Origin of the sequence: Bifidobacterium sp. LCP19S3_E9 (genome assembly GCF_052121135.1) — a bacterium.
GTDB classification, from domain to species: domain Bacteria; phylum Actinomycetota; class Actinomycetes; order Actinomycetales; family Bifidobacteriaceae; genus Bifidobacterium; species Bifidobacterium thermacidophilum.
Genome location: NZ_JBQKEV010000004.1, coordinates 1 through 19,321, shown reverse-complemented (window position 1 = coordinate 19,321; position 19,321 = coordinate 1). Strand labels below are relative to the sequence as shown.

The window sequence follows — 19,321 nt, the reverse complement described above, 5'->3', positions numbered from 1 at the left end:
TGGTCACTCGCCCGGCTTCATTCCAACACCGCGTTTGAGTGAGTCCGGAATCTCGACCGGAGGCTTGTCGGAATCCGGCCTACGTTCGTCGGACAGCCATACCTCACGCTTCGGAGACTTCTTCACATTCGCGAAGATCTCGGCGAGTTCCTTCTCGTTAAGGGTCTCCTTGACCAGCAGCTGGCGGACCAGTTCGTCGAGGATGTCACGGTTGTCGTTAATCGCGTTCCACGCTTCGGTATGCGCGTTCTCAATCAACTTGTCAACTTCCTCATCGATGATTTCCGCGGTGCGCTCCGAGTACGGGCGGGGCTTCAACCCGTCGTAATCGTCCTGGGCGTCTGCATTGTCCCACTTGATTGCGCCGAGCTTCGAAGAGAAACCGTATTCGAGCACCATCTTGCGGGCGATCTTCGTCGCCTTCTCGATATCGTTCGACGCGCCTGTGGTCGGGTCGTGGAATACAATCTCCTCAGCGGTACGCCCACCCATCGCGTATGCCATTTGGTCGAGCAGCTGGTTGCGCGACTCGGAATAGCGATCCGAGGTCGGCATGACGGCCGTGTAGCCCAAGGCGCGGCCTCGCGGCAGGATCGTCACCTTGGTGACCGGGTCCGTGTCGTGCATGCACGCGGCGACCAGGGCGTGGCCGCCCTCATGGTAGGCGGTGTTGCGCAACTCGTTGAGCGCCATGCCCTTCGACTGGCGCTTCGGGCCGGCCTGCACACGGTCGATGGCCTCATCGATGGCACGGTTGTCAATCAGCTGGGCACCGGCACGGGCGCACAGCAGCGCGGCCTCGTTGAGCACGTTCGCCAAATCGGCGCCCGTGAAACCGGGCGTACGCACGGCGACCATATGCAGGTCGACGTCCGGCACGAACGGCTTGCCCTTGGCATGGACCTTCAAAATCGCCTCGCGGCCTTCCAAATCCGGGGCTTCGACGGCAACCTGACGGTCAAAACGCCCTGGACGCAGCAACGCCGGGTCAAGCACATCTGGGCGGTTCGTCGCGGCGATAATAATCAGGTTCGTATCGTTGTCAAAGCCGTCCATCTCGACGAGCAGCTGATTGAGGGTCTGCTCGCGTTCGTCGTGCCCGCCGCTCATGCCGGAGCCACGCTTGCGGCCGACAGCGTCGATTTCGTCGATAAAGATGATGGCCGGGGCGTTCTTCTTCGCCTCGTCGAACAGTTCGCGCACACGGGAGGCGCCAAGGCCGACGAACATCTCGACGAAGTCCGAGCCGGAAGTCGCGTAGAACGGCACGCCCGCCTCGCCTGCGATGGCGCGCGCGAGCAGCGTCTTACCGGTTCCAGGAGGGCCGTAGAGCAGCACACCGCGAGGAATGCGGGCACCCAGGGCCTTGTACTTGGAAGGATCCTTGAGGAAGTCCTTGATTTCCTCGACCTCCTGCAGTGCGGCATCCTCGCCCTTGACATCGGCGAACCGGGTGCTCGGGGTCTGGCCTTCAAGCAGCTTTCCGCTGTTCTTGCGACCACCCATGCCGAGCATGCCGTTGCTCATGCGGCTCATCATGAACCACAGGAGCCCCAGGAAAATGACCAACGGCAGGATGGACGTGATGAGATAGGACATCGCACTCGTCTGCTGCATGTTGGATGTCCAGCCGTCACTCGGATCGTCCTTCTGCACGGCCTTGATGATATCCGCGCCTTGGGCGAAGGTGTAGTAGAACTGGACGTTCTTGCCGTAATTATGCGTCTTGCCCTGTGCGTCGGTCTTCGTGTAGTCGTTCTTAAGCTCAAGCTTGACCAGCTGCCGGTTGTCGATCACTTCGGCGTAGGTGGCCTGCCCGTCCTCAAGCAGTTTCAGACCGTCCTGCGTGTTAATGGTCTGTGTGCCGCTGGAGGCGAAGAGTTGGAACGCGCCGATGGTCAGCAGCACCAGCACCACGACCCACAACCAAGGGGACTGCCACCACGGGTGATTACCGTTGTCTCCCTTCGGCGAGTTATCGGAATCGCCACGGCGGAATGGATTGCCGTTGTTTCCGCCCATAGGCGGCCGCTGCTGCGGGCCTTGCGGATAGCTCATGCCTGTTCTCCTTGGTATACTTCCGGCTTCAGCACCGCGATCGAATCGAGATTGCGGAAGCGTTCGTCATAATCGAGACCGAATCCGACGACGAACTCGTCAGGGACCTCGTACCCCTTGTACTTTACCTGCACGTCGACTTCACGACGGGACGGCTTCTCCAACAGCGCGAAGACCTCCACGGATTGTGCACCTCGGCGCTTGAGTTCCTCGACCAACCATGCGAGCGTACGCCCGGAATCCACGATGTCTTCAACGATGAGCACATTGCGGCCGCGTACATCCGTGGACAGATCCTGACGAACCGTAATCGTGCCGCTGCTTGACGTTCCCGACCCGTAGCTGGACAGGCTCATGAAATCCATCTGCACCGGGATGCTCATCGCCTGCGAGAAGGCGACCATGGTGTTGACCGCCCCTTTGAGCACGGCGACGAGCAGAGGGTCCTTGCCGCGGTAGTCCTCACTCGCCTGCGCGGCAACCTCATTGATTTTCTTGTGGATATCTGCCTTGCTGATCAACTCGTGGTCGATCTGGTCCTGAACATCAGCGATTTTCATGCCCACTATCTTGGCACACGCGAATGACGTGTTTCTTGCGGAAAGCTTGGTAACCACTGGGAAGCGACACCACACCCTGGCCATGCCAGTCAACGATGAGACGCTCAATCGATTCGATGTGCTGTATTGACGCGGCAATGCCGAGATTCGTGCACACCATCGCAATAACTCGTATTCTGATTGCAGCAGGCAGGGAGAACATCGCCTTCGCGTCCAGCGAACACCCGAGGCTTCCCCCGGTTTCCTCCGGCGTGACGACGGAATCGTAGGCAACCAGTGCTTTGGATTCGAGATAATCCCGGTCTCTGGCGGCGATATCGGTGTATTGGGCGAGATGACCGGCCATGTCGCCGCCCGCGATGTCGTCAAGCAACGGCATGAGATCGTGCCGAATCCGGGAACGCAGCGGGTAGTCACGCGGCAACCGCTCCCCCTGAGGGATGTGGTCGCCGTTGGTCGGGTCGTCCCACCAGCTGATTCCCAAATCGCGACATATCGCAGTCGTCTGCTCCCGTGTGATACCAAGGAACGGACGCAACAGCATCACATCGTCATACCGGTTGTTGCATTCGCGCATGCCGTCCAGCACGTCGACACCGCCTGAACGCATCAGCCCCATGATGATGGTCTCCGCCTGGTCGTCCCTCGTGTGGGCGAGCAGAATGGCCTGCGCTCCACACGCGCGTGCCTCGTCGAACATCGCCTCGTATCTGGCGTCCCGAGCCGCCGCCTCCGGGCCGTTGCCGTCTTGATTGACGTGCACAATGCGCACGATCACCGGGTCAAGCCCCAAATCCACACACGTGCTCGCCGCTTGCACAGCCACGCCGGCGGACCCTTCCTGCATGCGGTGGTCGATAATCATGGCTCCGCAGCGCAATCCCAAGGTTCCACACACGATGTGGGCGAGTGCGGCGAGCGCCAAGGAATCACGGCCGCCCGAGCATGCGACCAACACGAGGGGCGCATCGCCCGCAGGAGTGTGCGTGCCGTGCTGCGCGAATCGTTCGTCCTGCCGTCCGAGGCCGGCCCGTTCCAAGCATCCGCGCAGCTTGCCGATGGCGGATTTCAAGGTTGCCGTGTATGCCATGCCGACTCCTCACAGCTTCTGATTCTTACAGCCCAATGCAATCTTTACAGCCCCTTACAGCCCGGCTAACGAGCTCATGAACGTGTTGATGGCGATTCGCGCCGAATACAGATTCGTTGGATTGTTGACGATTACGGCGAAGGACAGCAACCCGCCTTTGGTTCGGGACACATTGCCCGCCATGGAGGTGACCTGCGCAAGGCTGCCGGTTTTCACGCGCAACTGGCCTGCCACCGACTGGTCGGTCAGGCGGGTCTTCGCGGTGCCGACGAGCCCGGGGATGGACAGACCTTCCGCCTGTGCCACCGCGGCGCCGATCTTGACATTGCGTTCCTGGACCTCCACCAGCGTGGTGGCGGTGAGCCTTGAACCGTCGGACAGACCGGAGCAGTCGGCCATCACGAGCCCGTTGGTGGACACGCCCAATTTGTCGAGTTCCTGTTTGACGGCCGTGGTCGCCCCGGTGGGACTGTTCTCGTTGCCGGTCGCGTTGGCGAGCAAACGCCCGAATTCCTCGGCGAGCGTGTTGTCGGAGTGTCGCAATGTGAACGCCATGATTTCGGCAAGCGTCGCGGACTGGACGGTCGCAATCGGAGACAGCCCCTGGGGCACACGCTGCGCGGATGGGCTGCCGTTCACCGTGATGCCGTATTGCGTAAGGCGTTGCGCGAATGTCGATGCCGCATCCGCCGCCGGAGTCATAGAGAGCAACGGATAACTGGTGAACAAGTCGGGGTCGTGCTTGTCGTCGGCAGTCCATTGGCGCCCACCGTCAACCGCCATCGAGGACACCGCCGTGTAATACATGTTGCCCGGGTTGTTCTTCGCAATAGTCGCGGGATACCTCGGATCGGCGAACACCGTGTCATCATATTTCAATGTGACCGATGTGATTCCACGTTGGTTGAGCGCAGCAGCGGTGTCACTCGCAAGCGTTCCCAGGCCTGCGCGACCGCTGACATGATTGGGGTCGCTCTGCCCCGACCCCAGCAGCATGTCCCCGCTGCCTTTGAGATACACAGTGACGGATTGCCCGCTGCCTTCGAGGTAGGCTCCTGTCTCCAGCGTTGAGCCCATGTCCAAAACCGATGAGGCGGCGAGCGCCGTCAGCGTTTTCATCGTCGAAGCGGGTTCGCGCTGAGCTTGTGGCTCATGGCTTGCCACGACAGTGCCTTTCGCATCCGCGATGACGATGGAGAAATCGGTTCCGACGCTGGGATCCGCGGCGAATGCGTCAATCAGCTGTTGTGCAGCGGCGGCGTCGATGGCGCGTGTTCTGTCGGCTTTGCCGGTGAGGACCGATGCCGCGCGTGCGGATTGTGGGCTTGCATAGGAGGGATTGGCGACGTCGGACAAGGTGAGCACTCCGGGCAGGACGTCAGTCATATCACCGATGGCATAGCCAATGACCAGCAGCATGGTCACGGCGGATGATATGGCGATACGCAACAGCCGGCTCGTTTGCGTCCGCTGTTGCCTGCGCAGCTCCACCCGTGCTCCCACCACGCACTCCTTCCGTCGGACAGTCTTTCACCTTGGTCATCCCGCGTGATTCGCAGGCGGGCCAGTGCAGACCCAGCTTAGCGCCCACGCTGAACGTGTCGCACCGGTTCGCCGCAAGCCGCAGCAAGCCTGCGAAACATCGGCCGGCACCCCGGATCCGGCGCTTACAGCCGGCGTGCGATCACTTGCCTCGATGCACAATCGGCTTCCACTCGGCTTTCGAGAACACCGCTTGGAAGGAAATCGGCACATAGCTGAGCATATAGATCGGGAAGCTGAGTACGTAAGCGAACAGCTCCTTGTTGGTGGCACCGATCTGCCCGCGTTCGGCGACACAGGTCAATGCGGCAAGACCCATCATCGCCAGCACGCCGAGCACAATGCCGTACGTCCATCCACCGATTGAGTCCAGCTGGCTTTGCCACGTGACGAACCCGCATGCCGCGAATAGGCAACCCAGCAGGAACCGTGCGATGCCGAGCACCATGAACGGGCAGAGCACCAGGGTGAAATCGATACAGGAGAAGTCACGTTCACGCACCGCACGTTTGATGAGCGCCGGACCATAATATCGGAACACTTGCAGGAATCCCTTGCTCCAGCGCAGGCGCTGACGCCAGCTCTGCCCGAAAGTGACCGGCTGCTCATCGTAGAGGATTGCGGTGCCGCAGTACCCGATCCGGTCGCCGTGAAGCACAGAGTCCATACTGAATTCAAGGTCTTCGGTAAGCAGATGGAACTTCCATCCACGGTTGCGACGCATGATTTCCTGGGAGAACATGAACCCTGTGCCGCCCACATGACAGCTCGAGCCGAACAGCATACGCGAGTTGTTGAGGAATCGCGATTCGCGGATGAACCATAGCGCGGAACCGGAAGACACCCAGTTGTCGGCAAGGTTGACGGAGTTGCGGTAGCTGGTGAGGATTTTGAATCCGGCATGGAACGCCTTGTTCATTTCCTCGATGTAATGCTTGTCGAGACGGTTGTCCGCGTCAAATACGAAGAACGCGTCATAGCGGTCGGCCACGCCTTCGCTGATCATATGGTCCAGCAGATAGCTCAACGCGTAGCCTTTGCCCACCTGCTCCTTGTTAAAGCGTTCGACGACATGGCATCCCATGTCACGCACCAGCCCTGCGGTGTTGTCGGTGCAGTTGTCCGCCACCAGCCAGATGTCCACCAGCTGTGATGTATAGGTCTGCGAACGGATTGAATTGATGAGATTGCCGATGACGGCTTCCTCGTTGCGGGCGGAAATCAGCACCGCATACCGCGTGTCCATGGGCGCGTCGGGGAAGGTGATCTGCTTGGCGAACAGCGAGGCGACCACACAAATCGCCTGGTACACCAGTCCGGCGCCGCCGAGGATCATCAGGAGAATATCAAGGACGGACAGCAGAACCATCAGTGCCACTTCTTTCTGGGATTGTCATCGGCTTGGGCGCGTTCCTGCGCACGGTGCGGGGACTCAGGATTGTCGGGGGTCTTGGCAGACTTGGGAGCCCCGGCGGTTTCACGCATCTCGGGAGTTTCGGACGCCTGGGAAACTTCGGGTGCTGCGAGAGCTTCTGGAGCCGCATCAACATCGCGGTTCGGTTCACCGTGGACTCCATGCTGATGGTCTTCGGTTTCGTCAGTGCCCTTAAGCGGTTTGGCGTCGGGGCTGATCACGCCTTTGGGAATCGCCACGGTCGGGATATCGTCACCTGGTGTGGCTTCCGAAGTATGCCGGTACATCTGTTCCTGCAATTCACGCAGTTCTTCGCCCACCGGAACATGCGAGCCGGAGCTTTGCGCAACGCGGGGCATTCGCTCGCTCATCGGTTTGATGACATGCTCGCTGAATGCCTCCGCACCTTCGACAACCTTGGATTTCTTCTTCGGCTCCGGATCGTTCATCAGTGGGGAATCAATCAGGTCATAGCGTTTCGTGCACGCGCGGAAAATGGCTTGCAGGCTGGCGGTGATCGGCAATGCGAGGAAAGCCCCAAGAGCGCCGAACAGCGAACCGAAAATCAGCACGCACAGGAAGGCGATTGCGGGGTTCAAATCCATGGTGCGCTGCGAAATCTTCGGAGACAAAATCAGGTTTTCGATCTGCTGGTACACGACGATGAACACCACCACAATCACCGCGTATGTCGGCCCGTGCGACGCCCACGCGAAAATCACCGGCAGGGCGCCGCCCAGATACGTGCCGATCGTGGGCACGAACTGCGAAGTCAGACCGCAGAACAGCGCGAGTGGTAGCCAGTACGGCACATGGATCACATCAAGGAAAATCGCGGTGCATGTGGCGTTGATGGCCGCGAGAATCGTGCGGGAGAACAGGAAGCCGGAAATCTGATCCTGCACGACGGTCCAGGCGAACAGGAAACGACGCTGGGTGGACGGGCCGAGCCACTGGCACAGGCTGCGGCGGACGCGGGGGCCTGCGGCTGAGACATAGTACGTGACCATGAGCACCGTAAGCAGGTTGAACAGGAAGCCGAACAGCCCGACCGTGGTGTTGTAGGCCTGGCCGGCAACGTCTGTGAGCCATGATGTCTTGAGGTTCTTCATCACTTCGTTGCCGAGATTCTCCATTTGCGGCAGCTGGAAGTCGAATTCCTTGGATACGAAGTCGGTGATCTGGTCATAATATGCGGGCACGCTCTGTACCATGGAGATGACCTGTTGGACGAACATGTTGCCGAACAGCACCATCAAGGCGACCACGATGACTCCGACACCGATCAGACTGACCGCGGAGGCCGCGCCGCGCTTCCAACCGTGGCGAATCAGCCTGATCACCAACGGTTCGATGGCGAGCGCGATAAACACCGACACCACAACATCAAGGACGATGGTGTCGATTTTTCCCCACGAATTCCACACAAATACGGCGAGGAACACAGCAATGACAGCATAGAAGAGGCCGCGCCCCCACCATTCTGGCGGGCGCCGGGGATCACCCTTTTGCGGGAAGACCGAGGCAAGATCGATTTGCGGTTCCTCTTGTTGGCTCATGGCTCCCCATTCTACATAGGCGACACGAAGCGTCGACAGTTGTCAGCAAGCGTAGCGTCGGGCGCAGGCGCGGCACTGTAGACGTCCTTGCTTATCCTAGAAAGCATGCTAACCGTATCGATTGTCATTCCCGCGTGGAACGAGGAGGAGCGCATCGCCGACTGTCTGACGAACGCGACCCGGCAGACCGTGATGCCCCATGAAGTGATTGTGGTGGATAACCGGTCCACCGATGCGACCGTCGACATTGTCAAGCAGTTCATGGAAGAACATCCTGACGCGCCGGTCCGTCTGCTGCATCAGGATGATGAGCAAGGGCTCATCCCGACGCGCAATTACGGACTGAACCACGCCACCGGCGACGTGTTGGGCCGCGTGGACGCCGACTGCATGCTCAAACCCGACTGGGTCGAAGTGGTCTCGGGCATTTTCACCGAGGATCCCGAGGCGATGGGCGCGACCGGGCCGGTCGTCTACTACGATATGCCTGCCAAACGCGTCGGTTTGCGCGGCGATGACAGCGTGCGCCGACACATGTACCGGGCAGATGGCGACCAGGTGCTGTTGTTCGGATCGAATATGGCATTGCGCGCGAGCGCATGGCGCCAGATTGCGAACGAAGTGTGCCGTGACCGTGAGGACGTGATGCATGAGGATATCGACGTTTCCCTGCATCTGCTTGGCCGCTCGATGAAAACCGTGTACTGCCAGCGCATGATCTGCGGCATTTCCGCGAGGCGTATGGACACGTCGTTCACGTCGTTCCGCAATTACATGAACCGTTTCCGCAACACGTTCGCCGCGCATCCGGACCATTGGCGCAAACGCAAGCCGGAGCATACGCTGTACGCGCTGTACCCGTGGATGCACACCCTGTACCCGATGTATCAGCGGTATCTCGATCGTATGGACATCAATCCGGCGGAGCGGCTGTGGTTGAAGGAGCAGTTCGACGTGGCCAGACGTGACGAGCAGGATGAAACCGACGCGGATGCGGACGGCCAGCCCGAATCCGAAGGCAGCACACTGACGCTGGCAGGCTCGGATCAATAGCGGCCTGGCGGGTGGTGGGCTGCTGCATACGGCGGTCCAGCACGATGGCGGTCGCCGGAACGCAACAGTAGGCGGTACGCAACGGAATCCGCGTCCGTCCCATTACACAAACTGGTTACGCTGAAAGGTGTCTCAGCGTAACCAGTTTGTGTATTTTGGGCCGGTGCCGGTCGCATGACGGGTTCTGTAATCAGAAATCCCGCGATGGCCTTGCCCCGTGCGTCGTGCCCCGTCATGGCACAGCCGCTACCATGGCTGCTGTCGTGATGACCGCTGTTGCCATGGACGGGCATGCCAGATGGCCGTTACATCAGCGACGTGTAAATCGCGAGGATGTCCTCCTCGGTCGCCTTGCGCGGGTTGCCCGGTGTGCACACGTCGTGGAACGCGTCGTGTGCGAGCGGCTTGAGGTCGGCTTCGGTGGCTCCGACTTGCGAGATCTTGGTCGGATTGCCGAGGTCGACGGTCAGCTGGTGCACCGCCTGGACCGCTTCCTCACGCACAGTTTCCAGATCGCCGGTCATCGCGTCCGCGACACCGAAGGCCTGCGCGATATCACGGTACTTTTCGCCGGTGAAGTCTTTGTTGTATTCCATAACCGGGGCGAGAAGAATACCGTTGGCCACGCCATGGGCAACGCCGAGCCGCCCGCCGAGCGGATGCGCCATGCCGTGAACCAGACCGAGCCCGACGTTGGAGTACGCCATGCCGGTGATGTAACTTGCGTATGCCATCTGCTCACCTGCTGCCTTGTCACCGTCGGCGCTCTTGGCAAGGTTCTGGGCGACCATGCGGATGGTCTGCATGGACAGGCAATCGGACAGCGACCACGCGCCGGGTGTGATGAAGCCTTCAATCGCGTGGGTCAGCGCATCCAGACCGGTGGCGACTTTCAGTCCACGAGGCATGGAGTCGGTTAAATCAGGGTCGACGAAGGCGACAACCGGGATGTCATGCGGGTCGACTGCCACGAACTTGCGCTTGTTGGCGGTATCCGTGATTACATAGTTGATGGTCGTTTCCGACGCTGTGCCTGCTGTGGTGGGCACGCCGAAAATCGGGACGGACGGGTTCTTGGTGTCCGCCACGCCTTCCAGAGACAGCACGTCGGCGAACTGTGGGTTCGCGGTGACGATGCCGATGCCCTTGCACGTGTCCTGTGGCGAGCCACCGCCGAGACCAATGAGGAAGTCGGCTCCAGCGGAAGCAAATTTCTTCACGCCGTCCTGGATGCATTCAACCGGCGGATTCGGCTTGACATTGTCGAAGATCTCATACGGCAGACCGGCTTCGTCTAGTACTGCGGTCACTTTCGCCACAGTGCCGGTTCCCAGTAGCACCGGGTCGGTGACGATGAATGCCTTCTTGAACCCGCGCGCTTTGGCGGCAACAGGTATCTCACGGATTGCGCCACGGCCAAAATATGCGGTCTGATTGAAGATCATACGGTATACCATGTGTGTTCTCCTTCGAACAGTTCCCATTGTGTAGGAACGCCATTGACGAAACTTATTGTAGTCACTCAGCGAGAAGACACGGTGAAGAGCGGAATTGAGAGATGCTCTGTCACCTGCTATGCCCCGCCAGCAGCATATGTCCGCCGGCTGTCTGCCACCAGCCTCATGTGTCGCAGTCCCGCGTGCCACCGCCAGTAGTCTGTAGTCGCCAACCACGCGCCGCCGCCAGCCCGCAAGACACAACCAAGCAACCTGACACCGCCGCCAGCCCCGCAAGACGCACCGCCAACAGTCAATCACTGCTTCCCTTCCACCGCCGCTCGTCTGCCACCACTCGCATACCGCCAATCGTCTGTCATCGCCAGCCGCGTATCAGATTGACCGTCATGTGCCGAGATGCTTTATGGCATACTGGAGTGGGGATCAACGAGGAGCAATTACATCACAGGAAGGGATACCATGACGACACCTGATGACACTATCCGAAGTGCTGACGACTGGCGGTCAGCGCTGGAAATCCGCGATACCCGCGCCGCAAACCCTTTAATGGACGTATTCGCGACACTGTGGAGGCACAGCAGCGACGACCACCCACTGACACCTGACGATATCATCGATCTGCTCGAGGCCGATAACCGACAGAACTCCTTCTACAAGGCGCCGTCCAAGGAAACCGTGGTCAACCAGCTGCAATACCTTGAATACACGCGCATTCTCGGCCGCGAGGTCCGCCGCGCGGACGACGGCGAGACATCCGCTGACGAAGAAAGCGACGACAGCCGTTGGTATATGGCACCGGTGCTCTCTCCTTCCGAAGTGCGTCTGCTCGAAGACAGCCTGATGCTCTCCCGGATCGATCCGGAGGAACTCCAAGGGGTTATCTCTGGCCTGTATCAGCTTGCCGGAGGCAGCGCCCCTTCCAAGAACCTGCCGGACATCTCCATCGACGGCTACGAGCACATCAACGGGGAGTTTCTCGCAACAATCGAGAAAATCACCGAGGCCATGAACAACCAGCTGGCCGTTGATTTCTCCTACTGCGACTATGACGAGCAAGGCAGGTTGGTCAAGCGGTTGGACCGCCGGACCGGCAAACCGAGATGCTATGTGTTCGATCCATACAACATGGTGTACAAGAAGGGCGGGTATTATCTGCTCGGGCACTTCCACAATTGTCCAGTTCCCCAGAACACCGACCAGAATGAGAATCACACCAACCTGTTCTGTTTCGCCGTCAATCGCATCCGCGATCTACGGATCACCAGTACGCGAATCGCCGTACCCGCCGATAGCTGGGACGAGAACGGGTTGCCGCGGAAGCTGACCGGCGCACCCCGGTTTGACGCGGTCGCATTCGCCAGACAACGCCCGCACATGACCATGGGCACACTGGTCGACGTGGTCATGAGCATCGGACCGAGCGTGCTCACCAATGTGTATGAATGGTTCGACAACCCCGAGGTTGAACGTGTCGACGGGCCTTTTGACCCTGATGACGACCACGAAGGGGTCCAGGCATTCCACTACCGGGTCAGCGTACGCAGTCCCAAGCTGGGCATTATCTGGTGGGCGTTGCAGTACGCACTCGCCGATGTACGGGTCGAATCCCCACAATCGGTGCGTGATGAACTCCTACGAGCCGGCTTGCAGCTGGCGCGGCGTTACGGTGACGAGTAATATCTTTCTCTCTTTCTCCATTCCAGCTGGTTTCCGGTGCTTCTTCAATCAGCAGGACGCACCAGAAACTGGCTTTATCGTTTGTTTTACCTCGTGTCAGCATGTCATCGAGGTATGCGACTCTTCCGCCCGTCAGGCCGCCAGTGGACCAAAATCGGAGATATGCATGAGCGTGACCACGCGATTATCCTCGCACGGCTCGTCATGTTCATACCCTTTGCATTCACGCAAATGATCCAGCCTAAGCGCAAGCGTCAAAGCGTAATGACGGTCGCAGTAATACTGGATGTGGTCCGACTCGCAATCCGGGTCGCCACATATGCAGTGCGTGTAATGTGTGGCCGTCTCATCGCAGATCGACTCATTCCAGTCGCATCCATGTCGGTCGCCGCTATCCCCGAAATCAGGGAAATCCGGTTCGACTGGCCGCGCCATCGGCTCGGTGCGAGCTTCCTGCTGTGCATCGAGGCGTGTCCGCTCCTGCATTCCCTGCATGTTGTGAATTGTCATGGTATTCCCTTTCCATGAACGCCGTCGATACCTTGTCAACGGCGAATCAGATTGATGGTTCTTGCGTAGTGTGTGATGTGTATGGCATATTGCAGTATTCCGTGGCATGTGATTGGTGCATCACAACGACAGTCACAAGCCACCGCAGCAGCGCGAACCCGCTAATCTGCGAGCGCGATTTTCGGGTTCGCGCCGGTGGCAATGAGCATATGCAGCTGCTGCTCATAGAGCTCGATGCTGCGCCGGATCAACGGTTCGTCCTTCTTGTCGTCGCGATAGAACATCGCGTACTTGCGATGCCGATGACGCCATTGCACCCCCGAAAAGATATCGATGCAGTTCCAACGACTGTTGGCAATCGAACGGAATCTGATGACGGCGTCATCGGTGATCGGAATAATGGCGTTCAACGGGGTGACCGCCAGACCGTATACTCCTTTCAATGGATCGTCAATGCCGGTGCGCAGCATTCTTCGTGTCGAAGCATCATCGCCAAACAGCACACCGTCGCCGAAACTCTCACGTTTGTCAAGCTCCATGCCGGGCTCACCTGTAGAATCATCAATCCGGAATCTTGCCACAAGGCGGATTTCGGCAAACTGCTCGAAGATGCGGGCGTCCCCGGGAGACCACACGTCCATGGGCTTCCACTGGTCGCCCTTGAACGAAAACACAATCTGCTGTTCGTTCTTTGGTGTGGACGCACGGAAATCACACACCTGCACCGGCAGATGGAAATCACCGAATCCGGCAAGCTCGGCCTCGATGGCCGCATGGATGTCATCAATGCTCATGCCCTTGCGCAAAGTGATGAAATCCTCGGCGTCCCATTTCGGTTCCAGATTGCCGCTGGTATTGCTGATGGAGTTGTCACTGATGTTGCCGTTGTCGTTTCTCATGTCATGTGCCTTTCTCGTTTGTTTCTTGCAGACGGCCGTTCCTTGTCGCCACGTCTGATATCCATTTCATCATCGCGACACGCCGAGGCGAACAAGATGAAAAATCTTCGTTGACGGCTGGAATTCCTGCTGGCACACATCGAGAACATGGCGTATTCCACGGATTCGGTGCCCATGACGCGCCACGAGCCACAGACAGATATCCCCGGTTTCCGTACAGGTGGGATTGCAGAACGGTATGCCGGCCGCACCGCGAACTGGTCGCCGACGACTCCTGCACTCGGGGGTTACGGATTGCGGTGGTATCTGTCTGCTGTGCAACTGCGCAATCGCAGTGCGGAGAGAAACATCGCCTGAGTCCAAGATACTGGCGTCTATCCCGCCGCCATGCAACCGCCCAACGACACAACGGCCCGGTATAACTAATCCAACCGAGAATCCCGACGGTATCTACCCGTCATGCGACAGCAAGATTGCACAACGAACAGATACGAATTCGCTCGAAATACTCCCCAAACTGGTGACGCTAACGACCCTCCCAGCGTAAACAGTTTGTAGAGGATAACAGCCGGCACGCACTTGCCAAACCACGGGACACACGTTGCCCATCCCCCAGGTTCCGTACGAGGGACGGCCAGACATCAAGCGGCCACCGACGCCGCAGAGAAATGAGAAAACCCCGGTTCCATACGGAATCGGGGTTCTTGTGGCTCCGAGCGGGATCGATCCGCTGACCTAGCGATTTTCAGTCGCTCGCTCTACCAACTGAGCTACAGAGCCGTGGACGGTTAAAAAAACCCGGATGAACCGGGTTTTACCATTCGCGACCTCGGCCGGACTTGAACCGGTGACCTCCGCCGTGACAGGGCGGCGCTCTAACCAACTGAGCTACGAGGCCGTAGCTTGCTCTTTGAAGCAGCCGAGTGTTTATATTACTCAGAATGACGATGAGCGCAAATCGAGCACCGTCTTCGGCGTGTCGTTTTTTGCGCTCCCGTCAATCAGCATCGCAAAACCTTGCGATTTAGCGGTTTTAAGCATCTTCAGTCGCGACGGCCGCACTGGCAGTGACGACACCGACACCAAGACCCGACACATGAACGGCCACAGGGTCGGTCACAGCGGCATCGCCACCGAGCAGACCACTGTAGTCATCCCAGTCTTCGCCGCCATCACCGAGAATCCCGCCATCGTCGGTGGAGCCACCATCAGCACCATCGGCATCACCGCCTGGCAGACTTCCACTCGCGCCCCCGCCATTCGACCCGATTCCTGGCAAGGACTGGCACTGGCCATCGATGCACATCATGGATCCATCCGATTGCCCATCGCCCGAGCCATAGTCGGACGCAATCTGAGATAACGCCGATGCAAACACACACACGGCGATAATCACCACAACAAGATTAATCGCGCCGATGATGATACCGGCAATCGCCAACCCCCGGCTCTTCTCGCCCGACTTGCGCACCATGACCAAAGCGATGATCGAGAAAATCAAGCCGACCAACGGATTGATGAACGCAAAGACGAAGCCGATGATCGTGAGCACATTCCACGGCTGGTTCGGCTGCACGTACCGATATGGATTCTGCGCAACCTCCGTATACCCCTGACCGAATCCGGAATACCCCTGTTGCGGCTGGCCATAGGGCGATTGGGCAAATGCACCGGGAGCATACGGCTGTTGCGGAGGAATCTGCCCCGATGACGCCTGCTGCGCCGCCGATTGACCATCCCCCATAGGCTGCTGTCCGTACGCGCCGGCAGCATACAGTCCGGCTGGCGCATTCGCCTCGGCGCCATAGCCGGATGCCCCGCCCGCCCATGCCGGCTGGGCATCCGCCACGGGGAGTGGAACCGTAGGCGCATCCTGCGGCTGCCCGAAGCCAGCAGACTCAGACGGCATCTGCTCTTCGGGAAGCCCGGACAGGAACGTCTGGGACTTGGGCATTTCCCGCGTCTCCTGGACCCCGTGCAACACCTGCGTCGCCTCGATAGGCAAGTCATCGTCTGATGGAGGAATGAAATTCTGCTGATAGTCCGCCGATGGCGGCATCGCCTGATTCTGATTGTCATTCATGCTTGCATTCTACCGACGGAATGCCGCTTTCCCATATTCGCCACACCATGCAAACGTCATCATCACCGTTGTATCATCGGCCCTAGTTCCCTTCGTGGCACATCATGAAATGCGCGACGCGACGAAGCGCATCACGCGCTCGACGCAAAGACAACGTTTGCAGGAAACGGAGACCGACATGACGACAGCATCACCTCGACCAACACAAGCGACGAGCACACAAGCCAACGACCCCCAGCCACCGCTTCCCCATCATGACGGCTCGACGCTGTATGTTTCCAACCCCTGCCCTAATCTGGGCGACACCATCCGCGTCCGCGTACGCATTCCGCGAACCGCACCGTACACCGCGGTTGTACTGCACTCACTCGCCGACGACGAGCTGCACCTAGAAAACGCCCGCCCGATTCTGAGCACCGATACCGAAACCTGGTACGAGGCGCCGTTGCCCATCCACAATCCCGATACCCGCTACCGCTTCGCCCTATTGCGCGACGGCGGATTCGACTGGCTCAACGCGCTCGGCGTGTTCGACCGCGAAGTCAGCGACGTCTTCGACTTCCGCATCACCACGTTCGCCCCATCGCCTGCATGGAACCGAGAAGGCGCGACATACCAGATCTTCCCCGACCGTTTCGCGCGTTCAGAGGAATCCTCCACCCGGCAGGCCCCCGATTGGGCGCATCCGACCGCATGGTCGGCCAAACCGCTCGCCTATGGCATGGAAACCGGCCGCCAATGGTACGGCGGCGACCTCAAGGGCATCGAGGAGCATCTCGACTACATCCACGACCTCGGCTTCACCACCGTCTACCTCACACCATGCTTCCCGGCGCGTTCCGTCCACCGCTATGACGCTTCGACCTTCGACCATATCGACCCGCTGCTGGGCGGCGACGAGGCGCTTCGTTCGCTCGCGCGCGCATGCCACGCCCGCGGTATGCGCATCATGGGCGATTTGACGCTCAATCACACCGGTTCCAGCCATGAATGGTTCCAGCGGGCGCTACACGACCCCGACAGCGAGGAACGCGACTACTACCTGTGGAACCGGTACCCAGACGATTACGTAGCATGGATGGGCATCAAGTCGCTGCCGAAACTCAATTGGACGTCACGTAAGCTGGTCGACCGCATGATCCGCGGGGCATCCAGCAGCGCAGGACAGTGGCTCGGCGGCGAAGACGGGCTAGATGGCTGGCGCATCGACGTAGCCAATCAGACGGGCCGTTGGGCGTCAATGGACGAGAACCACACTGTCGCTACGACCATCCGGGCCACGATTGACGATTTGACCGGCGGCAATGGCGCACTGATCGCCGAATACATGCCTGACGCCACACGCGATCTTGCGGGCGATGGCTGGCAAGGCGTCATGAATTACGCCGCGTTCGCCCATCCGCTGTGGATGTGGGTGGCCGACCCGAACAGCCATGTCAAGCGCTTCGGTTTCGATGAGACCTTTCCGCGGCGCAGCGGCAAAGCGATGGCAGACACCATGCGCGAACTGCTCGCCCAAATCCCGTGGAAAGTCGCCGAATCCCAATGGAATCTCATCGACAGCCATGACAGCGCACGCATACTGACCCTCACGCAAAGCCCGCAAGTGGCCCATGCGGCGCTCGGTATCATGATGACCTATCCCGGCGTGCCGATGGTATTCGCCGGCGATGAACGGGACTCCACCGGTATCACCGGAGAGGAAAGCCGTACCCCGATGGACTGGGATGCGCCTGAGAGCGCCCATAGCGCGACAATCGACCGCTATCGTGAACTGCTGAAGCTGCGCAAAACGTCCAGTGCACTCACCCACGGCGGCCTGCGCTGGGTCAGCGTGCAAGCGGACGCGGTCGCGTATCTACGCGAGGATGCGACGGACCGTCTGCTCGTTGTCGCCGCACGGCAGGGCGGACAGCAGGTGCATGTCACGCGTGAATTGTTGGGCAACGCCGATCCGCAGCTGGTCGCCGGCGAAGGAAGCGCTGCGGCCACAGACCATGGTGCCAGATTCGCGCTTCCAAACGCTGGCTACGGCGTCTGGCGTCTTGGCGACCTCGAAGTGCCCCGCTGGTAGCATCGGCGCGTGTCCGATACCGGCCGCTATAAAGGAACCATGCAAGAACACGAGGAACACCCCACACAGAACGCGCAGTCGGGCTCGCAGGACGCACAGCACGCGCAACCGGCGGACGGAACCCAGCCGATCCGGCATGAGCACAAGGTCCTGTCCTTCGTCCGCCGTTCAGGCCGACTGGACGCGCGTCTGCAACGCGCATGGGACACTTACGCCGGCACATATCTGCTGCCGTTAAATGCGGCGGAAGGGTCGCTGGACATCCGAGATGACTGGAGGCTCACACGCGAGTGGATCCACAACACGTGGGGCAACGCCCACCCGCTGGTCATCGAAATCGGCACCGGGCAGGGTGAGAACATTGTCGCGGCCGCCGCACGGCACCCGCAGACCAATTATCTGGCGCTTGAAGTCTATGATCCGGGCGTCGCCCACACCATGCTACGCGCCGGCAAACAACATCTGAATAACCTGCGCATCGCCCAGATCAACGCGCCGGAACTGTTCGCGAAAGCCGATGCGGCGACCGTGGACGAAGTGTGGACCTTCTTCCCTGATCCATGGCCCAAGATGAAGCATCACAAGCGGCGGATCGTCCAACCGGCTCTGGCCGAAGCCATTCACCGGGCGTTGGTCGCCGGTGGCCTGTGGCGTATCGCCACGGACATCGAGGATTATGCGCTGCACGTGCATGAGGTGATGGACGGACGTGACGACTTCGAGAACATAGGCGAAATCACCGTCAGTCTGCCGACCGGGCATGTGGGCAAGGGCAACGCCGATCTCGCGCTCGATATGCCGCACGCCGATTTCGCGGAATCTAGCCGTTTCGAGGGCCGCGTACTGACGAACTTCGAAAAGAAAGGGCTCGAGGCCGGACGGGTCATACACGATTTCACTTACCGCAGCCGCTGATACCGCGCGGATGGCCGCCGATATGCCTTCTCCACAAACCATGCCGCCAATGCACCATCCGCAAGCCGCGAAAAACGACACGCCGAAACAACGGATTTTGCATTCTGGCGGCTTTGTGTTTAACATAGCTAAGTTGTTTGACGCCCCCTTCGTCTAACGGTTAGGACACCAGACTTTCAATCTGACAACGAGAGTTCGACTCTCTCAGGGGGTACGAATACAGAACCCGCCACAAACGGCGGGTTCTTTGTTTTCTGCGATGATGCAGCTGCTACGACGCGCCAATCATGGACAGATACCGCATCCTGTCATCGTCTGCGGGCTATAGGAACTAAACGTGGTGTTTTAGACTTCCATTTTTGGTTAGTGGACGTGTCCTTTGCGGATGTAGAATCCAGGTTCGTTCGTCGGATCGTCGTGGTTGTTCGCC

14 protein-coding genes and 3 tRNA genes are annotated in these 19,321 nt (G+C 59.5%); 5 read left to right on the top strand and 12 right to left on the bottom strand.

All coding sequences use genetic code 11. The features are described from left to right. Positions 1-3: 3 nt before the first annotated feature. From ftsH to ACTQYB_RS02905, 6 genes are all read right to left on the bottom strand, one after another. Entirely contained in the window at positions 4-2,058 is a 2,055-nt protein-coding gene (gene ftsH, locus ACTQYB_RS02930) for an ATP-dependent zinc metalloprotease FtsH (RefSeq protein WP_033506237.1), read from the bottom strand. Then, a complete protein-coding gene (hpt, locus tag ACTQYB_RS02925; protein WP_029575896.1) occupies positions 2,055-2,618 on the bottom strand; it encodes a hypoxanthine phosphoribosyltransferase in 564 nt (187 codons plus the stop codon). The genes ftsH and hpt overlap by 4 nt, the downstream gene beginning before the upstream one ends. Then, complete coding sequence (gene tilS / locus ACTQYB_RS02920; protein WP_441481829.1) at positions 2,605-3,708, bottom strand: tRNA lysidine(34) synthetase TilS; 1,104 nt, start codon at positions 3,706-3,708, stop codon at positions 2,605-2,607. The genes hpt and tilS overlap by 14 nt, the downstream gene beginning before the upstream one ends. A gap of 54 nt (positions 3,709-3,762) precedes the next feature. Further along, positions 3,763-5,211: a D-alanyl-D-alanine carboxypeptidase/D-alanyl-D-alanine endopeptidase gene (gene dacB, locus ACTQYB_RS02915; RefSeq protein ID WP_441481828.1), complete on the bottom strand. Its 1,449-nt coding sequence runs from the start codon at positions 5,209-5,211 to the stop codon at positions 3,763-3,765. Positions 5,212-5,392: 181 nt separating this feature from the next. Next, complete coding sequence (locus tag ACTQYB_RS02910; protein WP_441481914.1) at positions 5,393-6,619, bottom strand: glycosyltransferase family 2 protein; 1,227 nt, start codon at positions 6,617-6,619, stop codon at positions 5,393-5,395. Further along, complete coding sequence (locus ACTQYB_RS02905; RefSeq protein ID WP_441481827.1) at positions 6,619-8,223, bottom strand: AI-2E family transporter; 1,605 nt, start codon at positions 8,221-8,223, stop codon at positions 6,619-6,621. Before ACTQYB_RS02905 ends, ACTQYB_RS02910 begins: the two co-directional genes overlap by 1 nt. 105 nt (positions 8,224-8,328) lie before the next feature. Between ACTQYB_RS02905 and ACTQYB_RS02900 the strand changes: the two genes are divergently transcribed. After that, complete coding sequence (locus ACTQYB_RS02900) at positions 8,329-9,276, top strand: glycosyltransferase (protein WP_304326568.1); 948 nt, start codon at positions 8,329-8,331, stop codon at positions 9,274-9,276. A 305-nt stretch (positions 9,277-9,581) separates the two neighbouring features. On the opposite strand, the gene fucO is transcribed toward ACTQYB_RS02900, so the two are convergent. After that, positions 9,582-10,733: a lactaldehyde reductase gene (gene fucO / locus ACTQYB_RS02895; RefSeq protein WP_441481826.1), complete on the bottom strand. Its 1,152-nt coding sequence runs from the start codon at positions 10,731-10,733 to the stop codon at positions 9,582-9,584. Positions 10,734-11,192: 459 nt separating this feature from the next. Between fucO and ACTQYB_RS02890 the strand changes: the two genes are divergently transcribed. Then, entirely contained in the window at positions 11,193-12,410 is a 1,218-nt protein-coding gene (locus ACTQYB_RS02890; protein ID WP_441481825.1) for a helix-turn-helix transcriptional regulator, read from the top strand. Between the two features lie 132 nt (positions 12,411-12,542). Here ACTQYB_RS02890 and ACTQYB_RS02885 read toward each other — a convergent pair whose 3' ends face one another. The 5 genes from ACTQYB_RS02885 to ACTQYB_RS02865 form a co-directional block, all read right to left on the bottom strand. Continuing rightward, positions 12,543-12,920 (bottom strand): hypothetical protein, encoded by a 378-nt coding sequence (locus tag ACTQYB_RS02885; protein WP_321046249.1) that lies wholly within the window; start codon positions 12,918-12,920, stop codon positions 12,543-12,545. 161 nt (positions 12,921-13,081) lie between these two features. Further along, complete coding sequence (locus tag ACTQYB_RS02880; RefSeq protein ID WP_441481824.1) at positions 13,082-13,819, bottom strand: hypothetical protein; 738 nt, start codon at positions 13,817-13,819, stop codon at positions 13,082-13,084. Between the two features lie 707 nt (positions 13,820-14,526). Then, positions 14,527-14,599, bottom strand: a tRNA-Phe gene (locus ACTQYB_RS02875). 44 nt (positions 14,600-14,643) lie between these two features. Further along, a tRNA-Asp gene (locus ACTQYB_RS02870) sits at positions 14,644-14,717 on the bottom strand. Between the two features lie 135 nt (positions 14,718-14,852). Next, positions 14,853-15,902 (bottom strand): DUF4190 domain-containing protein, encoded by a 1,050-nt coding sequence (locus ACTQYB_RS02865; protein ID WP_441481823.1) that lies wholly within the window; start codon positions 15,900-15,902, stop codon positions 14,853-14,855. A 178-nt stretch (positions 15,903-16,080) separates the two neighbouring features. Here ACTQYB_RS02865 and ACTQYB_RS02860 point away from each other — a divergent pair, with 178 nt between their 5' ends. The 3 genes from ACTQYB_RS02860 to ACTQYB_RS02850 all read left to right on the top strand — a co-directional run bounded on the left by ACTQYB_RS02860 (position 16,081) and on the right by ACTQYB_RS02850 (position 19,105). Further along, on the top strand, positions 16,081-17,976 hold the full coding sequence (locus ACTQYB_RS02860) for a glycoside hydrolase family 13 protein (RefSeq protein WP_441481822.1): 1,896 nt from the start codon (positions 16,081-16,083) through the stop codon (positions 17,974-17,976). A gap of 39 nt (positions 17,977-18,015) precedes the next feature. After that, positions 18,016-18,891, top strand: coding sequence for a tRNA (guanosine(46)-N7)-methyltransferase TrmB (trmB, locus tag ACTQYB_RS02855; RefSeq protein WP_441481821.1), 876 nt, complete (start codon positions 18,016-18,018; stop codon positions 18,889-18,891). Positions 18,892-19,033: 142 nt separating this feature from the next. Beyond that, a tRNA-Glu gene (locus ACTQYB_RS02850) sits at positions 19,034-19,105 on the top strand. Positions 19,106-19,321: the final 216 nt, after the last annotated feature.